21 protein-coding genes are annotated in these 20,501 nt (G+C 38.9%); 11 read left to right on the forward strand and 10 right to left on the reverse strand.

Annotation, left to right across the window (positions count from 1 at the left end; all coding sequences use genetic code 11):
• Nucleotides 1-32: 32 nt before the first annotated feature.
• Together GA0116959_RS07695 and ubiG are read right to left on the reverse strand one after the other, a co-directional pair.
• Nucleotides 33-731 (reverse strand): HAD family hydrolase, encoded by a 699-nt coding sequence (locus tag GA0116959_RS07695; RefSeq protein WP_092719993.1) that lies wholly within the window; start codon nt 729-731, stop codon nt 33-35.
• A complete protein-coding gene (gene ubiG, locus GA0116959_RS07700) occupies nt 728-1,444 on the reverse strand; it encodes a bifunctional 2-polyprenyl-6-hydroxyphenol methylase/3-demethylubiquinol 3-O-methyltransferase UbiG (RefSeq protein WP_092719995.1) in 717 nt (238 codons plus the stop codon). Before ubiG ends, GA0116959_RS07695 begins: the two co-directional genes overlap by 4 nt.
• A gap of 181 nt (nt 1,445-1,625) precedes the next feature.
• On the opposite strand from ubiG, the gene GA0116959_RS07705 reads away from it, so the two are divergent.
• Nucleotides 1,626-2,243: a thiol:disulfide interchange protein DsbA/DsbL gene (locus GA0116959_RS07705; protein WP_053579204.1), complete on the forward strand. Its 618-nt coding sequence runs from the start codon at nt 1,626-1,628 to the stop codon at nt 2,241-2,243.
• Between the two features lie 87 nt (nt 2,244-2,330).
• Here GA0116959_RS07705 and GA0116959_RS07710 read toward each other — a convergent pair whose 3' ends face one another.
• The gene (locus GA0116959_RS07710) at nt 2,331-2,990 is read right to left on the reverse strand and encodes a TetR family transcriptional regulator (RefSeq protein WP_092719997.1); all 660 of its coding nucleotides are present in this window, start codon (nt 2,988-2,990) and stop codon (nt 2,331-2,333) included.
• A gap of 173 nt (nt 2,991-3,163) precedes the next feature.
• Between GA0116959_RS07710 and GA0116959_RS07715 the strand changes: the two genes are divergently transcribed.
• The 4 genes from GA0116959_RS07715 (at nt 3,164) to GA0116959_RS14260 (ending at nt 6,611) form a co-directional block, all read left to right on the forward strand.
• Complete coding sequence (locus GA0116959_RS07715) at nt 3,164-4,186, forward strand: ferredoxin reductase (protein WP_092719998.1); 1,023 nt, start codon at nt 3,164-3,166, stop codon at nt 4,184-4,186.
• 34 nt (nt 4,187-4,220) lie between these two features.
• Nucleotides 4,221-5,366 carry a fatty acid desaturase family protein gene (locus tag GA0116959_RS07720; protein ID WP_092720000.1) on the forward strand — a complete coding sequence of 382 codons (1,146 nt, stop codon included), beginning with the start codon at nt 4,221-4,223 and terminating at the stop codon, nt 5,364-5,366.
• 176 nt (nt 5,367-5,542) lie between these two features.
• A complete protein-coding gene (rph, locus tag GA0116959_RS07725; protein WP_053579208.1) occupies nt 5,543-6,259 on the forward strand; it encodes a ribonuclease PH in 717 nt (238 codons plus the stop codon).
• Nucleotides 6,260-6,440: 181 nt separating this feature from the next.
• On the forward strand, nt 6,441-6,611 hold the full coding sequence (locus GA0116959_RS14260) for an ABZJ_00068 family colistin stress protein (protein WP_171256887.1): 171 nt from the start codon (nt 6,441-6,443) through the stop codon (nt 6,609-6,611).
• Here the strand turns inward: GA0116959_RS14260 and nadC are convergent.
• Nucleotides 6,608-7,453, reverse strand: coding sequence for a carboxylating nicotinate-nucleotide diphosphorylase (gene nadC / locus GA0116959_RS07730; protein ID WP_092720001.1), 846 nt, complete (start codon nt 7,451-7,453; stop codon nt 6,608-6,610). The genes GA0116959_RS14260 and nadC overlap by 4 nt on opposite strands.
• A 174-nt stretch (nt 7,454-7,627) precedes the next feature.
• Here nadC and ampD point away from each other — a divergent pair, with 174 nt between their 5' ends.
• Together ampD and murJ are read left to right on the forward strand one after the other, a co-directional pair.
• Nucleotides 7,628-8,203: a 1,6-anhydro-N-acetylmuramyl-L-alanine amidase AmpD gene (gene ampD / locus GA0116959_RS07735; protein WP_092720003.1), complete on the forward strand. Its 576-nt coding sequence runs from the start codon at nt 7,628-7,630 to the stop codon at nt 8,201-8,203.
• 74 nt (nt 8,204-8,277) lie between these two features.
• Complete coding sequence (murJ, locus tag GA0116959_RS07740; protein WP_171256888.1) at nt 8,278-9,828, forward strand: murein biosynthesis integral membrane protein MurJ; 1,551 nt, start codon at nt 8,278-8,280, stop codon at nt 9,826-9,828.
• 139 nt (nt 9,829-9,967) lie between these two features.
• On the opposite strand, the gene GA0116959_RS07745 is transcribed toward murJ, so the two are convergent.
• Nucleotides 9,968-10,126 carry a DUF1328 domain-containing protein gene (locus tag GA0116959_RS07745; RefSeq protein ID WP_004656956.1) on the reverse strand — a complete coding sequence of 53 codons (159 nt, stop codon included), beginning with the start codon at nt 10,124-10,126 and terminating at the stop codon, nt 9,968-9,970.
• A 193-nt stretch (nt 10,127-10,319) separates the two neighbouring features.
• Here GA0116959_RS07745 and GA0116959_RS07750 point away from each other — a divergent pair, with 193 nt between their 5' ends.
• Nucleotides 10,320-10,772, forward strand: coding sequence for a YcgN family cysteine cluster protein (locus tag GA0116959_RS07750; RefSeq protein ID WP_092720007.1), 453 nt, complete (start codon nt 10,320-10,322; stop codon nt 10,770-10,772).
• 72 nt (nt 10,773-10,844) lie between these two features.
• Here GA0116959_RS07750 and GA0116959_RS07755 read toward each other — a convergent pair whose 3' ends face one another.
• Nucleotides 10,845-12,887 (reverse strand): EAL domain-containing protein, encoded by a 2,043-nt coding sequence (locus tag GA0116959_RS07755; protein ID WP_092720010.1) that lies wholly within the window; start codon nt 12,885-12,887, stop codon nt 10,845-10,847.
• 283 nt (nt 12,888-13,170) lie between these two features.
• On the opposite strand from GA0116959_RS07755, the gene GA0116959_RS07760 reads away from it, so the two are divergent.
• Nucleotides 13,171-14,445, forward strand: a complete 1,275-nt coding sequence (locus GA0116959_RS07760; protein ID WP_092720012.1) for a replication-associated recombination protein A — start codon at nt 13,171-13,173, stop codon at nt 14,443-14,445.
• A gap of 273 nt (nt 14,446-14,718) precedes the next feature.
• Here GA0116959_RS07760 and purC read toward each other — a convergent pair whose 3' ends face one another.
• The 3 genes from purC to dapA are packed head-to-tail and all read right to left on the reverse strand — an operon-like array spanning nt 14,719 to nt 16,994.
• Nucleotides 14,719-15,438, reverse strand: a complete 720-nt coding sequence (gene purC, locus GA0116959_RS07765) for a phosphoribosylaminoimidazolesuccinocarboxamide synthase (RefSeq protein WP_092720014.1) — start codon at nt 15,436-15,438, stop codon at nt 14,719-14,721.
• A 36-nt stretch (nt 15,439-15,474) separates the two neighbouring features.
• On the reverse strand, nt 15,475-16,080 hold the full coding sequence (locus GA0116959_RS07770) for a lipoprotein-34 precursor (NlpB) (protein WP_092720016.1): 606 nt from the start codon (nt 16,078-16,080) through the stop codon (nt 15,475-15,477).
• Between the two features lie 14 nt (nt 16,081-16,094).
• Nucleotides 16,095-16,994: a 4-hydroxy-tetrahydrodipicolinate synthase gene (dapA, locus tag GA0116959_RS07775; protein WP_092720017.1), complete on the reverse strand. Its 900-nt coding sequence runs from the start codon at nt 16,992-16,994 to the stop codon at nt 16,095-16,097.
• Between the two features lie 488 nt (nt 16,995-17,482).
• Between dapA and pncA the strand changes: the two genes are divergently transcribed.
• Together pncA and GA0116959_RS07785 are read left to right on the forward strand one after the other, a co-directional pair.
• Nucleotides 17,483-18,106, forward strand: a complete 624-nt coding sequence (gene pncA, locus GA0116959_RS07780; protein WP_092720019.1) for a bifunctional nicotinamidase/pyrazinamidase — start codon at nt 17,483-17,485, stop codon at nt 18,104-18,106.
• 113 nt (nt 18,107-18,219) lie between these two features.
• Nucleotides 18,220-19,176, forward strand: coding sequence for a bile acid:sodium symporter family protein (locus tag GA0116959_RS07785; RefSeq protein WP_092720021.1), 957 nt, complete (start codon nt 18,220-18,222; stop codon nt 19,174-19,176).
• Nucleotides 19,177-19,242: 66 nt separating this feature from the next.
• Here the strand turns inward: GA0116959_RS07785 and GA0116959_RS07790 are convergent, their stop codons facing one another.
• On the reverse strand, nt 19,243-20,496 hold the full coding sequence (locus GA0116959_RS07790) for a hypothetical protein (protein WP_053580283.1): 1,254 nt from the start codon (nt 20,494-20,496) through the stop codon (nt 19,243-19,245).
• Between the last annotated feature and the right edge of the window lie 5 nt (nt 20,497-20,501).

A 20,501-nucleotide genomic window follows, 5' to 3' on the forward strand; every position in this document is an offset into this window, starting at 1 on the left:
TATACCTCCTCGTTTATCGTGTTGTTATATCTTTATGAAATGCGTGGATCAATATTTTGTTTTGGAGTTACACGTTGTTGGATCACTTGATGTAATTCTTCAACTGTATTGACTATACAATCCGCTTGCCAAGCTGTTAAGTCATCTTTGTGTTGCAATGGTAAATAACCATAAGCAGCCAATATAGTATACATCTGGGCATTGCGTCCCGCGTCTATATCACGTGGATGATCCCCGATATAAATACAGTCCTGAGGGTCGAGTTTAAGCTGTCGTGCAGCCAGATACATCGGCTCAGGATCGGGTTTTGTATGGGTGACATCTTCTGGGCAAACCAATACAGCACAGCGCTGATCTAAATGGAGTGCTTTAAGTAAAGCTTCACTGAGCCAACGTGGTTTATTGGTCACAATCCCCCACGGAATATCTTGGCTTTCCAGTTGTTCAAGTAAAGCATACATGCCTTCAAATAGATCCGTTTCTACCGCGATATCTTCACCGTAAGTATCTAAAAAGCGCTGTCGATGGGCGAGAAATACGGGGTCTTCGATCTCCAATTCTGGATAGACCAATTTCACCATGGCACGTGCACCTTCAGACACTTGAGTACGAATTAAATCCGCTGTTACAAGGTCGCAGGGTTTATTGCGACACATCTCCTGAATAATGCGAATAAAATCAGCTGCTGTATCAATTAAAGTTCCATCAAGATCAAAGAGAACGGCTTTCATGGCTTCTCTTCTTTAATGGTGTAGACCATATAATTGACATCGACATTGGGTGCCAGCCAATAGCGTTTGGTGATTGGATTAAAATGTAAACCAATCATGTCTTTTAGCTGTAACCCTGCTTCACGAATATCGTGCGCCAGTTCAGATGGTTTAATAAATTTACGATAATCATGTGTGCCTTTAGCCAACATGCGTAATACATATTCTGCACCAATAATGGCAAACAAATATGATTTTGGATTGCGGTTAATGGTCGAAAAAAACACATGACCACCTGGTTTGACCAAGGCATAACAGGCCTGAATAATCGATGCTGGATTAGGCACATGCTCAAGCATTTCCATACAGGTCACGACATCATATTGTCCTGCTTGCTCTAGAGCGAGTTGTTCAACTGGAACTTGACAATATTCAATATTGTTAACACCTTCTTGTTCAGCATGAATACGCGCCACATTTAGAGGCGCCAACCCCATATCGATGCCCAATACATCAGCTCCGCGTCGTGCCATGCTTTCCGATAAAATACCGCCTCCACAGCCAACGTCTAATACTTTTTTACCGGCGATACCACCCGAATGTTCATCAATCCAGTTTAAGCGTAATGGATTAATTTGGTGTAGTGGACGGAACTCAGAATGCTGATCCCACCATATGGCTGCGAATGCTTCAAATTTGGCAATTTCTTGTGGATCAACATTCAATTGCGACATCGGGGTCACCTCAATCAAGTCGTTATAATTTAAAAAAAGTTATAGGGGCTTAGTGTAGCGTTTATTCAAAAAAAAGCGATAAAAGCGATAAAAAAGTTCACAGAATGAAAACGAATTCAGCATAATTGATTTATAGTGATCGCATAAACTTATGATAATGATTTAGAGGACAATAAGGTCAATGAAAAAATTCCTTTTAGGTGGTCTGACAACTGCTATTTTTGCTTTTTCTGGCACAGTAATGGCCGCCGATTTTGTGGCAGGCAAAGATTACACCGTCATTGCCAACCCAGGTAAAGTTCAAGTTCCTGGCAAAATTGAAGTACGTGAGTTCTTTTGGTACGGTTGTCCGCATTGTTTTAAACTTGAGCCACATATGCAGGCTTGGTTAAGAAAAATTCCGAAAGATGTCAACTTTATCCGTACTCCTGCTGCAATGAACCCTGTGTGGGAGCAAGGTGCGCGTGGTTATTATGTATCTGAAGCATTAGGGGTTCGCAAGAAAACCCATTTACCTTTATTCCATGCGATTCATGAAGGTGGTCAACAAATTTTTGATCAAAAATCACAAGCAAAATTCTTTGTGAAATATGGTATCCCAGAAGCTAAATTTAACAGTATGTTCAATTCATTTGCGATCACCTCAAAAGTTGCTCAAGCCAATAAATTGGCTCAACAATACCAGCTTACCGGTGTTCCTGCAGTCGTGGTGAATGGTAAATATGTGGTGCAAGGTGAAGATGGGAAAGTCACTCAAGTGGTCAGCTACTTGGTGGAAAAAGAACGTAAAGCAAAATAAGTACGTGTAGAATAAAAAACCCGCAATCTCTGCGGGTTTTTTTGTGATCAATTTTTATCATTATTTGATACCAAAATTTATACCCAATTATTCAGGTAGAGTGGAAGGGGCAGTTTCCCAATTGGAAATACCACGAAAAATTAATTGTACTTGGGTAATGGTTTGTATTTTAAATTGTTTCTGTTGTTCATTTTTTTCTGGGCTAGGTGCTTGACGATTAATATTGATCCATGTCATGGCCCAAGTAAAAGATAAATTAATGAGAATATTCGCCAAGACTTGTAAAGCTTGGGCATGACCCAAACGTTTTACAAGTTCAATTTGCGTCAGATCATTGGCTAAGTCTTCAATTAAAAAATGAATTTCTCTAGCAATCGCATGACGAATGACTTCAGAGCCGCCCCAACGTTCTGCAATCATAAATACCCAAGGTTCAGGATGCTGTTCTACTGCCTCAAAAAACAGATCTAAACTCATTTGGGTTTTGGTATTGGGTTGATAAATATAAGTCTGTCCGAGTTGATGCAAAATACCTTTCAAGTGCAAAGCGACCTGATCGACCAGTTCCAGCCCCAATTCATTCATATCTTGAAAATGTCGATAAAATGCAGTCGGAACCAATCCAACGTCTCGTGCGATTTCACGTAAGCTGATGCTACTAAAAGAGCGTCCAGAAGTGGTTAGAGCAACTGCTGCATCCAGAAGTGCTTGACGGCTCTGTTGTTTACGCTCATCCCGAATCGACATTCGACTACCCTAAAAAAATTCTGCATGAAGTCTACCAAAAAAAAACAAATTAAACGACGAATGTCAGTGTACGCCTGTTGACTGAAGTGAAAAATAAATATAGTGTACAACTGTTCACTATAAGAACATGTGTTCACTCAAATAAATAGCCAGCAATAAAAGAGGAACGTCATATGAGTCATGTGATGCAGTATCAACCGCAATGGGTTCGCGAAGATTTTGTCGACTTTATTGCTGAAAAAATAAACCCAGTATGGGCGTGGAAAAAAGTGAAAGCCACGCTAGTCAGCATTCAAATGATTGGTGATGACTTCTATCAAATTCAGCTTCAACCTAATCGGAACTTTGAGACAACCACCTTTCGTGCTGGACAAAGTATTTTAGTGACTGTGGTGATTGCAGGTGTACGTCAGCAGCGTAGTTATTCAATCGTCAAAATGACTGATACGGGCAACATACTGATTGCGGTAAAACGTCAAGGAAAAGTATCCAACGTTCTAACGAACTTAGCGGTAGCTACTGTGATTGAAATTTCTCAAGTTCAAGGCGATTTCACATTAAGTTCATCTCAACAGCCTATTCTGTTATTGGCTTCTGGCAGCGGTATCACTGCTATTTATTCAATTTTGCAACAGGCATTACGCCAAAATGTAAGTCAAATTGATCTAATTTATTTTAGTCGTGATCAGGCATTTCATGATGAATTGCAAAATTTGGCAAATCAACATACACAATTTAACTTTCACACGTTCAATACGCTGCAACAGAAGCAGCATTTAAGTTTAGAGCTATTACAAGATTTAGTTCCTAACTTTCAACAGCGTCAAAGTTATGCCTGCGGTGCACAAGGGATGATGCAAAGTATCAATCAAATTTATCAAGACTTGGGTCTTATCGAACACCTGAAACAAGAATATTTTCAGGCGATGGTCGATGAAAATGCATCCGTACAGCCAGTGGTATTTTTAAGAGCACAACAACAGTTTGAAGCAAGTACTAATTTGTTAGAAAGTGCAGAACGTGTAGGTTTAAGACCAACCCATGGCTGCCGTATGGGGATTTGTAATACCTGTACGTGTACCAAGGTCAGTGGTTCCACCAAGAACTTAATCACGGGTGAAATTGATCATGCCAGCAATACCCAAATTAAATTGTGTATTAGCCAAGCCGTCAGCCCAGTCGTCATTAACCTTTAGAAATAAAATAATATTCTCGCTGAGGAGAAGAACAATGAATATGTCAGTTAAGTTTTCAGAAGCCAGTAAATCGAAACATTTAAATGCAGCACAAATTGAACAATTTGGTCAACAAGTCGATGCGATTCGTCGTGAAATCATGGAAAGTATTGGCGAAAAAGATGCGCAATATATTTATAAAATACGCGATTTTGTGCGTTATAGCGAAATCGCATCTCGTGGTATGTTGATGTTCGGCGGTTGGATTCCACCAGTGTGGTTATTCGGTACAGGTTTATTGGGACTATCCAAAATTGTTGAAAATATGGAGTTGGGTCATAACGTCATGCATGGTCAGTTTGATTGGCTCAATGACCCAAGCTTAAATGGTGCCAATTATGATTGGGACACGATTTCTACTGGGGATGACTGGAAACATACGCATAACTATATTCATCATACTTATACCAATATTGTGGGTAAAGATCATGATGTTGGTTATGGCTTATTGCGGGTCAGTGAAGCACAAAAATGGGAACCCCGTTTTCTGTTGAATATTCCCTTGGCTATTCAATTGATGGTGTTTTTTGAATGGTATGTTGGCTTACAAAATCTACATCTGGAAGATGCGCTGATTTACAAGACCAGAACATGGAAACAGGTCTGGGAAGATTCAGCAAAATTTCGTCAGAAAGCCACCCGTCAAGTAGCGAAAGATTATATGTTTTTTCCTGTGATTGCAGGACCAAATGCTTTGCCCGTTTTGACAGGCAATGCGGTGGCCAATGTTATTCGTAATCTATGGTCATCAGCAGTTATTTTTAATGGTCATTTTACCGAAGATGCAGAAACCTTCGAAATAGATAATACTGAAAATGAAACACGTGCAGAATGGTATTTACGTCAAATTCGCGGTTCAAGTAATTTTACAGGCACAGAGTGGCTGCATATTTTAAGTGGCAATTTAAGCCATCAGGTTGAGCATCATTTATTTCCAGATATGCCCGCCAATCGTTATGCAGAAGCAGCACCTAAAATTCGCGCTTTGTGCGCTGAATATGGCATTCATTATAATGAAGCCAGTTTTATGCAGCAATTTGGAAGTGTTTGGGTACGTTTGGCAAAGCATTCTGTACCGAACTCGTGGACATCAACACTGCAACAGTCTAAGCAAAAATTGAAATCAATCTTGCGCTTCTAATGATGTCATTTCAGCACGATGAATAGATTGAAAATGGGAATTAATTTTTGGTCACGCTAAACAGCGAAGCAATCGGCTTGATGGTTTTTCTTCAATTGGCAAACATCCGATCAAACCTTCAGGCCTGCTTCTGTTATACTAGACCGCAATTAATTTTAGCCTTTATAGGATCCCTTATGCGTATCGACCAGCGTACCTTAGATCAATTACGTGATGTAAAAATCACCCGTAACTATACGCGTTATGCGGAAGGTTCAGTATTGGTTGAGTTTGGTCATACGAAGGTTTTGTGTACTGCAAGTATTGATAATTCAGTGCCGCGTTTCTTGAAAGGAAAGGGGCAAGGCTGGGTTACTGCTGAATATGGCATGTTGCCACGTTCAACTCATACTCGTAGTGACCGTGAAGCGGCACGGGGTAAACAAAGTGGTCGTACACAAGAAATTCAACGTTTGATTGGTCGCAGTTTGCGTGCCATGGTCGATTTGAAAAAACTGGGTGAAAATACCATTACTATTGACTGTGATGTGATTCAAGCTGATGGCGGTACACGTACTGCTGCGATTACTGGTGCAGCTGTGGCCCTCATTGATGCCATGAATGTCTTGCTTGAGAAGAAAAAAATTAAACAAGATCCGTTAAAAGGTTTAGTTGCTGCAGTTTCTGTGGGAATTTATCAAGACGAAGCTTTACTTGATCTGTGTTATGAAGAAGATTCTAGCTGTCAAACTGACTTAAATGTAGTAATGACACAAGCGGGTGAATTTATTGAAGTACAAGGCACTGCGGAAGAAAAACCGTTTACTCGTACACAGTGTAATGAAATGCTTGAATTGGCCGAGAAAGGGATTCAAACCTTAATTAAAAAACAACAGGACGCTTTAGGCTGGTAAGTTGTCTTAAATATAATAAACGCACTTTCGGGTGCGTTTTTTTATTGCTGGTTTATATGAAATGAAGATAAATCCAACTGGATACAAAAAGGGGGACATTACTGCACCGTTTTAAACATTGGCTTAATATCGACTTCATATTGACAGACTAGACTCCTGTTTTCTTTTTGAGGAGTTGCCTATGTTAAATATCTTTATCTTACTCATTTCTGTGGTCACTTTTGCTCTTATGACCAGTGATCCTAGAGCTTCGCAAAAATCAAACCAACAGTCTGTTTGGCAAAAACAAAAACCATCGGTTGAAATTCACGATTTAGCCGTTAAACCCCACAAGCAGAGCGATGAAGTTTAAGCATTGAAACGCATGGACAGGTCAATGGCTTTCACATCTTTGGTTAATACCCCCATAGAAATATAATCAACTCCAGAGCTTGCAATCTCACGCAAATTTTCAATGGTAATGTTGCCAGAAGCTTCTAATTTACAACGACCCGCAACATATTGCACTGCATCTATTCGTTGTTGTTGACTAAAATTATCGAGCATCACGATATCTGCATGGGCTTCTAAGGCTTGTTCAAGTTCATCCCAGTTTTCAACTTCAACTTCAACGGGTTTATTGGGCGCAATCAGACGTGCTTTGGTAATTGCTTGTTGAATACCCCCTGCTGCCATAATGTGATTTTCTTTGATTAAAAAAGCATCAAACAAACCTAAACGATGGTTTTTCCCACCGCCAACGCTCACTGCATATTTTTGTGCAATTCGTAAACCAGGGAGTGTTTTGCGCGTATCTAATAATTTTGTTTTTAAACCATCTAACTGTTTGACATAGTCAGCAGTCTTAGTCGCAACTGCTGAAAGGGTTTGTATAAAATTGAGAGCAGGGCGTTCAATCGTTAGTAGACTGCGTGCTGAACCAGCCAAGGTTAAAAAAGCTTGATTGGCTTCTACATGATCACCATCATTTTTAAGCCAAGTGACTTGTACATTGGCATCATAGGCTTGAATTAAGGCATTGACCCAAGGCTGACCTGCAAGCACCATATCTTCACGACTGATGATGGTTGCTGTGGCTTGTTCATCTTCAGGAGTTAATAAAGCAGTGATATCACCCTCACCAACATCTTCTTGTAAGGCCTGTTGAATATTGATCTGGATTGATTGTTCAAGCAAAGACTGAGATATGCTCATAAGTATTTCCGTATCTTTTTTAACCCATGAAAATTGCGCGTTATATTAGCATTGTTCATTTAAAAGAAATGTTTTTTCCCGCGATTTTATCTGTGCAATTTGAGATTTTAAGCTTAAAGTTTTAGGATTGCGTTAAAATGATCTGTTTATGCGAATTTAAGTTAGGATCACACTATGCAACCAGCACCATCTTTTCAGGTCATCGATGGTCAGTTAATCGGTGCGAGGCAAGTGCCTTCTGCAAATTATAATCAGCGTCCTGAACATACTGAAATTCAATTGCTGGTGGTGCATAACATTAGTTTGCCACCGTCGCAGTTTGGGGGCGGATATATTGAACAATTTTTTCAAAATCAATTGGATTGGTCTTTACATCCTTATTTTCAAAGCATTGAAGGTATGCAGGTTTCAACCCACTTGTTGATTTTGCGTACTGGTGAGGTTCTACAATTTGTCAATTTCAATGATCGTGCTTGGCATGCAGGACGTTCAAGTTATTTGGCTAAAAAAGAATGTAATGATTATTCTATTGGAGTGGAGTTAGAAGGGAGTGATGACCTGCCTTTTGAAGAGATTCAGTACACTGTTTTAGCTCAGGTCACGGCTGTATTGCAGACACATTATCCTAAAATATTGCAACATTTGGCGGGACATTCAGATATTGCACCTAATCGTAAAACAGATCCTGGACCATTTTTTAATTGGGTCAAATTCAGAACTTTATTGCAACAATTGAAGGCCAATAAATAATAGATCGACTTAATGATTTAACAACGAAATTCTAGATCGAGTTTCATTACAATAACGACTTATTTTAATACTAGGTGGAAACGATGGCGCTTTGGCGATCGACCTTTATTGTCAGTGCAATGACGATGTTGTCTCGGGTATTGGGTTTGGTTCGAGATATCGTTTTGCTTAATGTATTTGGCGCAGGCAAAGATTTCGATACCTTCGTGGTGGCATTTCGTATTCCGAATTTTTTTCGGCGACTGTTTGCCGAGGGCGCATTTTCGCAGGCTTTTATTCCGGTCTTAACCGAATATAAAACGACTAAAACCCATGCAGAAGTTCAAATTCTGATTAGTCGGGTGTTTGGTTGTTTAATGACCGTAATGTCGTTGCTGACTTTTGTGGCCATGGTGGCTGCACCCGCGGTACTCTATATTTATGCGCCAGGTTTCCACAACGATCCTGAAAAGTTTGATTTGGCAGTCGATATGTTTCGTCTCACGATTCCCTATTTATTGTTTATGTCACTCACTGCTTTTGCCAGTAGTATTTTAAACAGTTACGGTTCGTTCTCGACACCTGCTTTTGCGCCTGTATTACTTAATATCACGATGATTGCAGGCGCGTGGTGGCTAACACCCTATATGGCTGAACCCATTATGGCTTTGGGTTGGGCCGTCGTGGTTGCGGGTATTTTACAACTGGTGATTCAGATTCCTGAGTTATGGCGTAAAAATTTGCTGATTCCACCAAAAATTGATTTTAAACATGAAGGCGTAGATCGCATCATGAAGTTGATGCTACCAGCCTTGTTTGGTGTTTCAGTCACGCAAATCAATTTGTTGCTCAACACCATTTGGGCATCATTTATGCAAGATGGTTCAGTCTCTTGGTTATATAGTGCTGAGCGGATGACAGAGTTGCCACTGGGCTTGATTGGGGTGGCTATTGGTACGGTCATTTTACCTTCATTGTCTGCACGGCATGCTGAGCAAGATCAGTCAAAGTTTCGAGGCATGATTGATTGGGCAGCAAAAGTGATTATGTTGGTCGGTGTACCTGCGAGTATTGCTTTGTTTATGCTATCAACTCCTATTATTCAGGCATTATTCCAGCGTGGTCAATTTACGGTAGAAGATACTCAAATGACGGCAATGGCGCTGCAATGTATGAGTGCAGGCGTCATCTCTTTTATGTTGATTAAAGTTTTTGCTCCTGGTTTTTATGCCCAGCAAGATACAAAAACACCAGTACGGGTTGGATTGATGGCAGTTGCAGCCAATGCAATTTTAAATGTCATTTTTATTGGTTTTTTCAAGCTGATTGATTGGCAAGCAGAACATATGGCTTTGGCTTTAGCCTCATCAGGTTCGGCTTTAGTAAATGCAGGAATGTTGTATTTTTATTTGCATAAACGCGATATTTACCGTTTTGGGGCTCATTGGAAAAAACTATTCTTACAGTTTGCGCTAGCGAATATCACCATGATTGCAGCACTTTGGTACGCTTTAAGTTGGTATAATGGCGATGCTTCGCAATGGATACGTATTCTAGAAGTGGTGGGATTATGTGTGATTGGCGTGATTGCTTATGCAGTGGGCTTGTTGATTACAGGATTCAAACCCCGTGATTTAAAACCCTAAGATTTATTATTTAGCCTCTCTCAATTGATAAGACATCTACATTTAGAGTGGGATTTATTAAAAAAGATTAAAATACACAATAAAAAAGAGCCTAATAGTAGGCTCTTTTTTATATGAATTATTTGACTAAGCAAACTCTCTAAACTTTGCCTCGAGACAAGAAACCGACAATTGCCAAAATAACAGCAACCACGAGTAAAATAACAGCAAAATCTTTAGATAAGCCTGCAACCCCACCAAAACCAAGTAGACTGGCAATAAGTGCAATCACAGCAAAAATAATCGCCCAACGGAACATACGCTTTCTCCATGTGTTGTTGTTTTCAAAGTGAATTCAGTATAGGGCTTTGAAACATCTAAAAGTGTTATTCTTCTGTTTACAAAGTGTTGACTTTAATAATAAATGTATGATTTAAAGTAAAAATCAGATAACGACAATAATCATTTCAACAGGCTATAATAGTGATCATATTCACTCTTTTTTAATGATAATGTCTGAGTTATTACGAACAGAATTTTGGAAAACATACCCATTGGATGAACTTAATTCTGCTGAATGGGAGGCCTTATGTGACGGCTGCGGTTTATGCTGTCTGATCAAATTAGAAGATGAAGATTCAAATGAAGTGGCTTATACCAAAGTGGCCTGTAAGCTTTTAGATTGCCAAACGGCACGATGCAGTGATTATAAGCAGCGTTTTAAGTTTGTTCCTGATTGTATTCAATTAACCCCAGAAAAATTAGCCACCATTCATTGGCTACCCCCCAGTTGTGCTTATCGCCGTTTAAAAGAAGGTAAAAATTTACCGACATGGCATTATTTAAATACAGGTAGCCATGACAGCATAATTAAGGCCAGAAAATCGGCTGCGGGTCGTTGTATCTCTGAAAATAAGATTAATGAAGAAGAGATTGAAGATTATGTTGTACGTTGGGTACGTTGATTTAATTCATTATCTTTTATATCGATGAAATACCGTGCGTTTCTTATATACGCTATAGATGCTTTTGTTGAATTATAGAAATTCATCAGTTTTCTTTAAAAGTTGAGTCGCATCTTGCACCGACATGGCTCGATAGAAATAAAATCCTTGTCCCAAATCACAACCACAGGCTTTAACTGCTTCTAATTGTGCTAGATCTTCAATGCCTTCGACCAAGATATCTAAAGAAATACTCGCTCCAATTTGGCTAATCGCTTTGACAATTGCGATTGCAGAGGGGTCATGTTCTATATTTTCAATAAATTTACGATCAATTTTAATACAATTCACTGGGTAATTTCTTAAACGTGTTAGAGATGAATGGCCTGTACCAAAATCATCCAAGGCGATACTGATGCCACTTTTTTTAAGCATATTCAGAGCACGAATTACATAATCAGAACCACGTTCAGAAAGACTTTGTTCAGTAATTTCAATTTCAATCATAGAAAATGGAATATTAAACTGTGCCAATCTATTCAGCAACGTTTCTGCATAGTTGTCTCGTAAAAATTCAACGGGTGCGGCATTGATAGAAATAGGCAAGAGTTGCATACCCATCTCAAGCCACTGCGTCATATCTTTAAAAATTTTTAATTGCATGGTGGCACTAATGCGAGTGGCCAATTCGTAATCTTGGAAAGCTGAAAAAATATGCGCAGGTAATTGTATTTTTGCTTCTGCATCATACCAGCGTAGTAAGGCTTCAAAACCAATAACTTGTCCAGTTTGAAGGTTAACTTTAGGTTGATAAAACGGAAGAATTTTATTGTTGTGAATAATTTCTCGAGCAAGTGAAAGCTGTTTTGTGGTCATTTCTATGGCTTTAAACATAGCTGTTTTAAATACACGAATTCCACCGCGACCGCTAATTTTAAGATCGTTCAGGGCAATATCTGCACAACGTAATAAATTTGAACTGTTTTGAGCATCCTGAGGATAGATCGCACAACCAATACTCATCCCCCCATTGATATATTGGCCTGAATAGCAAATCGGAATATTCAGTTGTAAACGCGCAGTTTTTGCAATGTTTAATAACGTATTTTTATCACTCAGATTTGGAACAATAATGGCAAACTCATCTCCACCTAAACGCGATACAATCACATCATCTTGAAAACAATGATTGAAGCGTCGGCCTAATATTTGTAATAAATAATCTCCCGCAACATGCCCCAGTGTGTCATTGACGTGTTTAAAATGATCTAAATCGATCAGTAAAAAGCCGACTGATTGTTTTAATTCTCGTGCTTTTTGAATGGTTCTTTTGAGTATTTTATTAAAGCTATGACGATTATATAAACCTGTTAATTCATCCAATTCAATGACTTGCTGAAATTCTTTTTCTATTATTTTTTGTTCATTTGGATACGGATAAATATTCAAAATATTTTGTATTAAGCCTTCTTTATTCAAAACAGGACTGAAAATAGGATCGCGACTATGAGTGAGATGAGTATCAGCATTCTGCTCAGACATCGCAGAATTTAAACAAGATGACTTTAGATTTTGTGGTTTTAATCGTGGCGTTATGGTTTGCTTTATAGGGGCTACATTTTGCACAAGGTTTTGAAAAAGATGTTGATTTTGCAGCTCTATGGTTTGATTCAATTCCGATTGTTTTAATGAATAATCATGTATATCGGTGGCAGTAATCATCCATTCAAAAGGATTCAAATGATTTGAAGAGTGCTGTACCGAGATTAAACAATATCGATATCCTTTTTTCACATGCTTAATTCGACATTCTTTTTCAAAATTCTGTTGAGATTGTAGGGTGTGCTGCCAAAGCACAATAAAATGTTCAAAATCTTCAGGATGTAAAAATTCTTGCCAAAAGTTAACTTCATAAAAGTTAATCTCTTCACCAATATAATTACAAATCGCTTGATTGTAATAGTAAGAATTTTGATTAACTTTCACCCATACAAGTTGAGGTAACTGGTCGAGTAAATTTTGAAAAAATAAATTTTTACTTTCTAATGAAGACATATTTTTTTTATTTTTATGCTGAGGCTTCGTATTCTTCTCCTGATTTAAATAGACAGGCTTGCTATTGAAAAAATATTTCATATACCTCACCTATTCAACAACCGTTATAAAATGTAATACATCAAAATTCATTCTATATTTTTTTATGAAAAGCAGAGCAATCGCTTTTAAGTCTTTTATTGTCGTACTTTATTCTAATCTAAAAATACTGAATTTAAAGTGTAAATTCTAACAATTCATTCATCATATTGCAGATCTTTTTAAAAGAACAGTAGGATTTTTTTGTAAAACAATTGAATTGAAATACGTTTTTTGAGTATGACATAGTAGACTGGTTTTTAAGTATGGTATAGAAATAAAAAAGATGTCAGATAGTCATATTCCTCTTCCTGAACGACTACGCCCCCGTGATCTTTCAGAAATTATAGGACAAGATCATTTATTAGGTGTACAAGCCCCTTTACGTCAGATGATTGATCAGGGACATTTGCCTTCAATTATTTTTTGGGGACCACCTGGTGTAGGAAAAACCACCATTTCTTTACTCTTAGCACAAGCAGTAGACCGACCTTTTGTCAGCTTATCTGCACTTAATACAGGGGTAAAAGAGTTACGCGATCTGATTGCTCAAGGTGGCGACTTACTCACCCCTGTGGTTTTTATTGATGAAATTCACCGTTTTAATAAAACTCAACAAGATGCACTGTTAAGTGCAGTCGAAAAAGGCAAAATTACTTTAATTGGGGCAACCACAGAAAACCCTTCATTTGAAGTAAATAATGCACTGTTGTCACGTTGTCAGGTGTATACCTTAAATGCCTTAAATGAAGATGCGATTCGGACTTTATTAGACAACGCTTTGCAACAGGATGACTTTTTAAAACAACGTTATATTCAGATTGAAGAATATGAAGCTTTCTTTCAGTTTTCCGCAGGTGATGCACGTAAAGCATTAAACTTGCTCGATTTAATTGCCAGTACTTTTGAACCTGAACTTGAAAATAAAATTGACAATGCTATTGTCGTAAAAGTGGCACAGCAGAACATTGCTCGATATGACAAGTCAGGTGAACAGCATTATGACTTGGTTTCCGCCTTTATTAAATCCATTCGTGGAAGTGATCCAGATGCGACATTATATTGGATGGCACGTATGTTGAAAGGCGGTGAAGATCCAGTATTTATCGCACGTCGCATGCTGATTGCAGCTTCTGAAGATATCGGGAATTCGAATCCGAATGCATTACTTTTGGCTGGAGAATGTTTCCGTTCAGTCCAAGCGGTCGGTATGCCTGAATGTCGAATTATTTTGGGACAATGTGCAGTCTATTTGGCCACCAGTGCGAAAAGTAACAGTACTTATTTGGCGATTAATAAAGCCATGGAATTGGCAGATAAAACGTCAAATTTACCCGTCCCATTACATTTACGTAATGCACCCACCAAACTCATGAAAGAGCAAGGTTATGGGGTTGACTACTTATATCCGCATCACTATCCAGAACATTTTGTCATGCAGGAGTATTTGCCACCTGAACTCAAAGGCAGCAAACTGTATGAATCGGCCCGTAATAAGCGTGAAGTCGAAGGTGAACGGTTACAGCAACGTCGTTGGCAACAGGAACAACAGCAGCAATAAAAAAAGTCCAACTCTTGGGGAAGAGTTGGACGAATAGGATGTCTTAGATTGGGAGAAAGAACATCCTAGAGGGCAAATGCATATTAGAGTCAAACTATTCAAAATATGATGTTAGAGTCAGGCTCTCTTTGTATAATTGATTTTATCTTGATTGATAAATAATGTAAAAACGATCATTCTTATTAAATAAATTTGTTTATTCGATTGTAAGCAATATGATAAAAAATTAAAAAAACCGAGCTGAAAAGCTCGGTTTTTTTATGTCTACAAACATTAGATGTCAGAAAGATCTATTCCTAAGCGTGTAGCCACTTCTTCATATGCTTCGACTACACCGCCCAAACCTTGACGAAAACGGTCTTTATCCAATTTTTTCTTGGTGTCTTTATCCCATAAACGGCAACCATCTGGAGAGAACTCATCACCTAAAACGATACGGTCATGGAATAGACCAAATTCAAGTTTGAAATCGACCAAAAGCATATTGGCTTGGTCAAATAATGTTTTAAGAACATCATTGACTTGATAAGTCAAAACTTGCATTTGTTCAAGTTGCTCTGCAGTGGCCCAACCTAAAGCAATCGCTTGAGATTCATTCACCATTGGGTCGCCAAGCGCATCATCTTTAAAGAACAATTCAAAGGTAGGTGGTGTTAACTCCTTACCTTCTTCAACACCTAAACGACGACACAAGCTACCTGCTGCATAGTTACGAATGACACATTCAACAGGTACCATGTCTAATTTTTTAACCAAAACTTCTGTCGGAGAAAGCAGTTTTTCAAAATGCGTTTCAATTCCTGCAGCAGCCAATTTTTCCATGATAAAGGCGTTGAAACGGTTATTCACCTTGCCTTTACGGTCTAGCTGTTCGATTTTCTCGCCATTAAAAGCAGAGGCATCATCACGAAAAACTAAAATCAGGTGATCTTCACTGTCTGTCTGATAAACAGATTTTGCTTTACCAGTATAGAGCAAGGTTTGTTTCAACATGGGGGAACCTTTTTCAAAAAAAAATACCTAGTACGACTAGGCTGGCCAATTTTGGTAAATCTGGGTTAACAGTTCTGCAGCTTTTTCTTGGTCTGCGAAGCTATTATCGGCATTGAACACGGCTAGATTATTGCTTGTTCCAACAGAACTGAGTCTAAGCACATAGATTTGTTGATCGACTTTAACCGTGACTTCATAACGGTTTTTACTTTGGCCAACAAGAGTGTGGTTCAGTGTGCTGAGACTAGCAAGTGTGTATTGCCAAATTGTAGCAGAATTTCCATCAATTTTGAGTAAGGGATTTTGATTTCCATCACGTAGCAATTGTGGGTGGCTAACATTAGTCACATCAAGTTGGTTTGCAGGTACACTATTGGTTTGAGCTTTTTCTGGACGCGGTAAGGCAAAGCGATTACCACGCTCATTTTCCAGTTTAGGGGCATTTTCAATCGCCAAAGTTTCGACCACAGGCGCTGGATATAATGGCGTTGCAGGTCGAACCATTGAACCTTGCGGATATTTTAAAGGCTCTAACGTGGTGGTATCTTTATAGTCCAGTGAACCATTTTTTATTGCAAGTGAACTACAACCCGCTAAACTTAATGCTGAAAGTGCAAGGGTTAAACCAAAACGTAATTGCATAATATCGTGCTCTTTTATTTAATGACACCCGCCGTCGTAAGGGCTTCACGAAGCGAAGTGCGGTATTGTTCTGCAAGCGGGGTCAAAGGTAAACGAATACCTGTACCAATTAAACCCATTTCATGAAGTGCCCATTTCACAGGAATTGGGTTCGATTCACAAAACAGAATATTGTGTAAATTTGCAACTTGAAGATTTAATGATTCTGCTTTTACCTGATCGCCAGCAAGTGCAGCTTCACAGACTTGACTCATTTCTTTCGGTGCAACGTTGGCGGTTACAGAAATATTGCCTTTTGCACCACAGCCCATTAATTGATAAGCAGTTGCATCATCGCCTGAATAAACAATCATGTGTTTACCGTCTAAACCTTCAAGCAATTCTTGACCACGTGCAACATCACCTGTTGCATCTTTAATGCCCACAATTTGTGGAATATCTGCTAAACGAATCACGGTTTCATTTAACAAATCTACACCAGTACGTCCTGGCACATTATAAAGAATTTGAGGTAAGTCAACGGCTTCGGCAATCGCTTTATAATGCTGAAATAAACCTTCCTGCGTTGGTTTATTATAGTAAGGGGTGACCAATAAGGCAGCATCTGCTCCAAGCTCTTTCGCTTCTTTGGTCAGCTCAATAGCTTCATGGGTCGAGTTTGCGCCTGTTCCTGCAATCACCGGAATACGTTTATTCGCAACACGAATGACTTCTTTAATCACCTGTGTATGTTCAGCCATACTTAAAGTAGAAGCTTCACCTGTCGTGCCAACAGCCACAATGCTATTGGTACCTTGCTGAATATGCCACTCAACGAGCTTCTCTAGACCCTTCCAATCTACGCTGCCATCTTCAAACATCGGGGTGACGATTGCGACAATTGAACCTTGAATGATCTGTGCTTGCTGAGTCATTTTAAAAAAATATCCTATTTGTCCATCCATGAGGAATAAAAACATAAATTTGGATGGGTGCGTATTTTGATTTATAGCATTTTCAACACGATTGACAAGAATTGAGTAATGCGTATGCAAATTATGAACGAACAAACGATGAAGAACAATATGCTTTAGTCAAACTGATAAAAACTTTATGAAAAGCAATCAAATTTCACTGAAGTCTACACAATATCAATTTAATTTTATTTATTTATATCAATTAAAATGGATGAAAGATTAAAGTAATGTGAATTCATTATTTAAATTTATTAAATTCATGGTGTTGTTGATGTTTAGATGCATTTTGTATAAACGGAATACACTATTATATTGATACAACAGCAACTCAATTTTAAGAAATTTAAGTGAAAAATCAATATTTTTAACGTTGGGTTTAAATATAGAAATTTATTTTGTTATATGCTTAGCCAAAATAACAAGCACTCAATCATGGAGGCAGAGCAATGCAAAATAAGAGCGCGTTAATTGTGGTTGATGTACAAAATGGGTTTTGCCCCGGCGGCAATTTGGCCGTGGCACATGCAGACGAGATTATTCCAAAAATTAATCAGTTAGCACAGTATTTTGACAATATTGTGATTACTCAGGATTGGCATCCAGATCATCATATTTCCTTTGCTATGAATCATGTTGGCAAACAACCTTTTGAAACCATTGAATTGGATTATGGAACACAAGTTTTGTGGCCTAAACATTGCGTACAGGGAACTTTTGATGCTGAATTACACGCTGCACTTGATTTGCCGACGACACAATTGATTATTCGCAAAGGCTATCATGCGCATCTAGATAGTTATTCTGCCTTTATGGAGGCAGATCACAAGACCACAACAGGACTTGCAGGTTATTTAAAAGAACGTGGAATTGACAGTGTATTTATTGTCGGTATTGCCACTGACTTTTGTGTGGCTTGGACCGCGATTGATGCGCGTAAATTTGGTTTTAATACCTATGTGATTTCAGATGCCACGAAAGCCATTGATTTGGATGGTTCGCTTCAACATGCATGGCAAGACATGTTGGCTAAAGGTGTAAAGCGGATTTTAGTCAAAGACATTATTCAATGACAAGATTCCCTTGCTGGATAAAAATATGCGAAGGAATCTCATTTTTTATTGTGTTGTTGAGGTATTCAGATATGTTTTTAACCCAAAAACCGAATAAAGATCGGATGTAATTTATGGCTCCTTTTTTACGCTTTATCGAATTTATTCAAAAAACATTTGCTTTATGGGTGCTACTTTTTGCAGGACTGGCTTTGATATTCCCTGAGGCTTTTGTTTGGCTGAAAGTTTATATTATCTGGATGCTGGGTATTATCATGTTTGGTATGGGCATGACCATGACCATGGCTGACTTTAAGGGGGTATTTCAAAAGCCTAAAGCGGTGATTATTGGTGTAGTGGCTCAGTTCGTAGTAATGCCCGGGTTGGCCTATTTATTGTGCCAGTTATTTCAACTTCCGGCTGAAATCGCGATTGGTGTTATTTTAGTGGGCTGTTGCCCAGGTGGTACGGCATCCAATGTGATTACTTATATGGCAAAAGGCAATACCGCTTTATCTGTAGCGTGTACCTCTGTTTCAACCCTTTTAGCTCCCGTATTAACACCTGCGATATTTTATCTTTTAGCCAGCCAGTGGGTCGAAATTAATGCACTCTCCATGTTGGGTTCAATCCTGCAAGTGGTTTTATTTCCAATTATTTTAGGACTAATTGTACGCTCAGTGTTAAAGCAAAAAGTAGATGCTTATATACAAGTGATGCCATTCATTTCAGTCATTGCGATTGTTGCGATTGTCGCTGCGATTATTGCGGGCAGTAAGGCACAAATTTTAGAATCAGGTTTACTGATTTTAGCTGTGGTGGCACTACACAATGGGTTGGGGTATTTATTGGGTTTTTGGGCAAGCCGATTGTTTAAATTACCTTATGCGGATCGTAAAGCGATTGCGATTGAGGTGGGCATGCAAAACTCAGGTTTGGGCGTGGCTTTGGCGGCTGTACATTTTGCTGCTTCACCGATTACAGCGCTACCAAGTGCCATTTTTAGTTTATGGCACAATCTTTCAGGGCCAGCACTAGCGACGTATTGGGCCAGTAAAGCCAATCAAATAAAAACAAATCCCATTGAATAGCCTGTTGTTTGAAGTGGAAAAAAACCGAGCACAGATGCTCGGTTTTTTTTGTCTGATGATGATCTTTTAAGAGGCTTTAGATTGTTTGGCTTTTAAAATGTCTGTTCTAAAAGTTTGTGCCAACTCTGCCACTTCACTATCCATTCCATTCATCATAAAAGCATGCCGAGTTAGGACATTGGTTGGATTTGGTATACTGACCAACTGATAACAGCTAGAAATTTCTTTGAGTAAATGATTGGGTAAATGAAGTGCACTTTCTTTGGCAGACAAGTGTTGAACCAGACGTTCCGCTGCTTGGACAGGGGTCAATTGCATTGCTTCTACATGACTTGAAATCGCACTACGCGTTTGTAAAACGAAACGTTTCTCTTCGCGATAACGTTTATATAATACATCGGACAACAATTGGAATACGGTACTGATCATCACCAAACATTGAACTGCATTTGGAGTGGTGGCCGACATGCTTAACGTTGTGCCATGCTCATCGAATTTATGCACGGTGGTAATATCGGAGCGGTTTAATTTGTAGTGCTGAATACACAATTCCGCAGCTTTATTGAGGAAAATCTGACATAAATTAAAATAAGGCACAGAAACGGTTTTATTGACCGAATCCATTAACTGTTTTGGATCATAATACTGAATATTTAAAGCAATACACTGGTCATCTAATACCACAGGTTTGGTTTCTTTTACTTTGGTTTTTGCCTGTGCATTTTGCTGCGCTTGTGCAATCGCCACAGCAGCGTTGTGTTGTTCTTGCTCTAAAGCTTGAGTCAGCGTTTGAATTTCATGTTTCAGACGTGATTCGTTGTTGATTCGTGCCAAATATTCGGTGCGACTTGGACGTGCAATTGCTCGATAAGCCAACCACAATAAGCCATGTAGCATCAGTGATAATAAAATAGCCAGCCATTGAGTCCGTAAAATTTCACCAATACTGGGTTTAATCAGCGTAATTTCAATACTGCCGACTTTCTTTTCATTTTGCAGTGCTTCACGAACAAATACTTCACCTTGACGAGTTTTGGTCAAACCGCCTGTGGCCAGCACTTGATTGTTTGCATCTAAAATACGAATCGAGGCAATACTTGGATTGGTGGCGTAACGATTGGCCAGCAAAGCTAACGATACTGTATTGGCAGGTTCAAGCTCGGATAAGCTGTCCGTGACCAATTGCGTGGTCATGAGCTGTCCTTGACTGGCGCGGTTAGCATTCAGTTGATGCGTCGTCGCAAGTACCAGTAAAAAGGTGTGTAAAGCAAAACTTACAATCAGTAGGCTAGCAAAGAGCCCTTGTCTAGGCGCATTCAACGTAA

This window comes from Acinetobacter albensis (genome assembly GCF_900095025.1).
GTDB classification, from domain to species: Bacteria; Pseudomonadota; Gammaproteobacteria; order Pseudomonadales; family Moraxellaceae; genus Acinetobacter; species Acinetobacter albensis.

Excerpts from the sequence above, each read along its gene's own strand:
- dapA (WP_092720017.1), bottom strand. The coding sequence starts at position 16,994 with ATGACTCAGCAAGCACAGATCATTCAAGGTTCAATTGTCGCAATCGTC.
- rph (WP_053579208.1), top strand. The coding sequence starts at position 5,543 with ATGCGTATCGACCAGCGTACCTTAGATCAATTACGTGATGTAAAAATC.
- GA0116959_RS07750 (WP_092720007.1), top strand. The coding sequence starts at position 10,320 with ATGTCTGAGTTATTACGAACAGAATTTTGGAAAACATACCCATTGGAT.
- ampD (WP_092720003.1), top strand. The coding sequence starts at position 7,628 with ATGCAACCAGCACCATCTTTTCAGGTCATCGATGGTCAGTTAATCGGT.
- ubiG (WP_092719995.1), bottom strand. The coding sequence starts at position 1,444 with ATGTCGCAATTGAATGTTGATCCACAAGAAATTGCCAAATTTGAAGCA.
- GA0116959_RS07785 (WP_092720021.1), top strand. The coding sequence starts at position 18,220 with ATGGCTCCTTTTTTACGCTTTATCGAATTTATTCAAAAAACATTTGCT.
- GA0116959_RS07755 (WP_092720010.1), bottom strand. The coding sequence starts at position 12,887 with ATGAAATATTTTTTCAATAGCAAGCCTGTCTATTTAAATCAGGAGAAG.
- GA0116959_RS07695 (WP_092719993.1), bottom strand. The coding sequence starts at position 731 with ATGAAAGCCGTTCTCTTTGATCTTGATGGAACTTTAATTGATACAGCA.
- nadC (WP_092720001.1), bottom strand. The coding sequence starts at position 7,453 with ATGAGCATATCTCAGTCTTTGCTTGAACAATCAATCCAGATCAATATT.
- GA0116959_RS07715 (WP_092719998.1), top strand. The coding sequence starts at position 3,164 with ATGAGTCATGTGATGCAGTATCAACCGCAATGGGTTCGCGAAGATTTT.
- GA0116959_RS07705 (WP_053579204.1), top strand. The coding sequence starts at position 1,626 with ATGAAAAAATTCCTTTTAGGTGGTCTGACAACTGCTATTTTTGCTTTT.
- GA0116959_RS07745 (WP_004656956.1), bottom strand. The coding sequence starts at position 10,126 with ATGTTCCGTTGGGCGATTATTTTTGCTGTGATTGCACTTATTGCCAGT.
- GA0116959_RS07720 (WP_092720000.1), top strand. The coding sequence starts at position 4,221 with ATGAATATGTCAGTTAAGTTTTCAGAAGCCAGTAAATCGAAACATTTA.
- GA0116959_RS07770 (WP_092720016.1), bottom strand. The coding sequence starts at position 16,080 with ATGCAATTACGTTTTGGTTTAACCCTTGCACTTTCAGCATTAAGTTTA.
- GA0116959_RS07760 (WP_092720012.1), top strand. The coding sequence starts at position 13,171 with ATGTCAGATAGTCATATTCCTCTTCCTGAACGACTACGCCCCCGTGAT.
- purC (WP_092720014.1), bottom strand. The coding sequence starts at position 15,438 with ATGTTGAAACAAACCTTGCTCTATACTGGTAAAGCAAAATCTGTTTAT.
- GA0116959_RS07710 (WP_092719997.1), bottom strand. The coding sequence starts at position 2,990 with ATGTCGATTCGGGATGAGCGTAAACAACAGAGCCGTCAAGCACTTCTG.
- pncA (WP_092720019.1), top strand. The coding sequence starts at position 17,483 with ATGCAAAATAAGAGCGCGTTAATTGTGGTTGATGTACAAAATGGGTTT.
- GA0116959_RS14260 (WP_171256887.1), top strand. The coding sequence starts at position 6,441 with ATGTTAAATATCTTTATCTTACTCATTTCTGTGGTCACTTTTGCTCTT.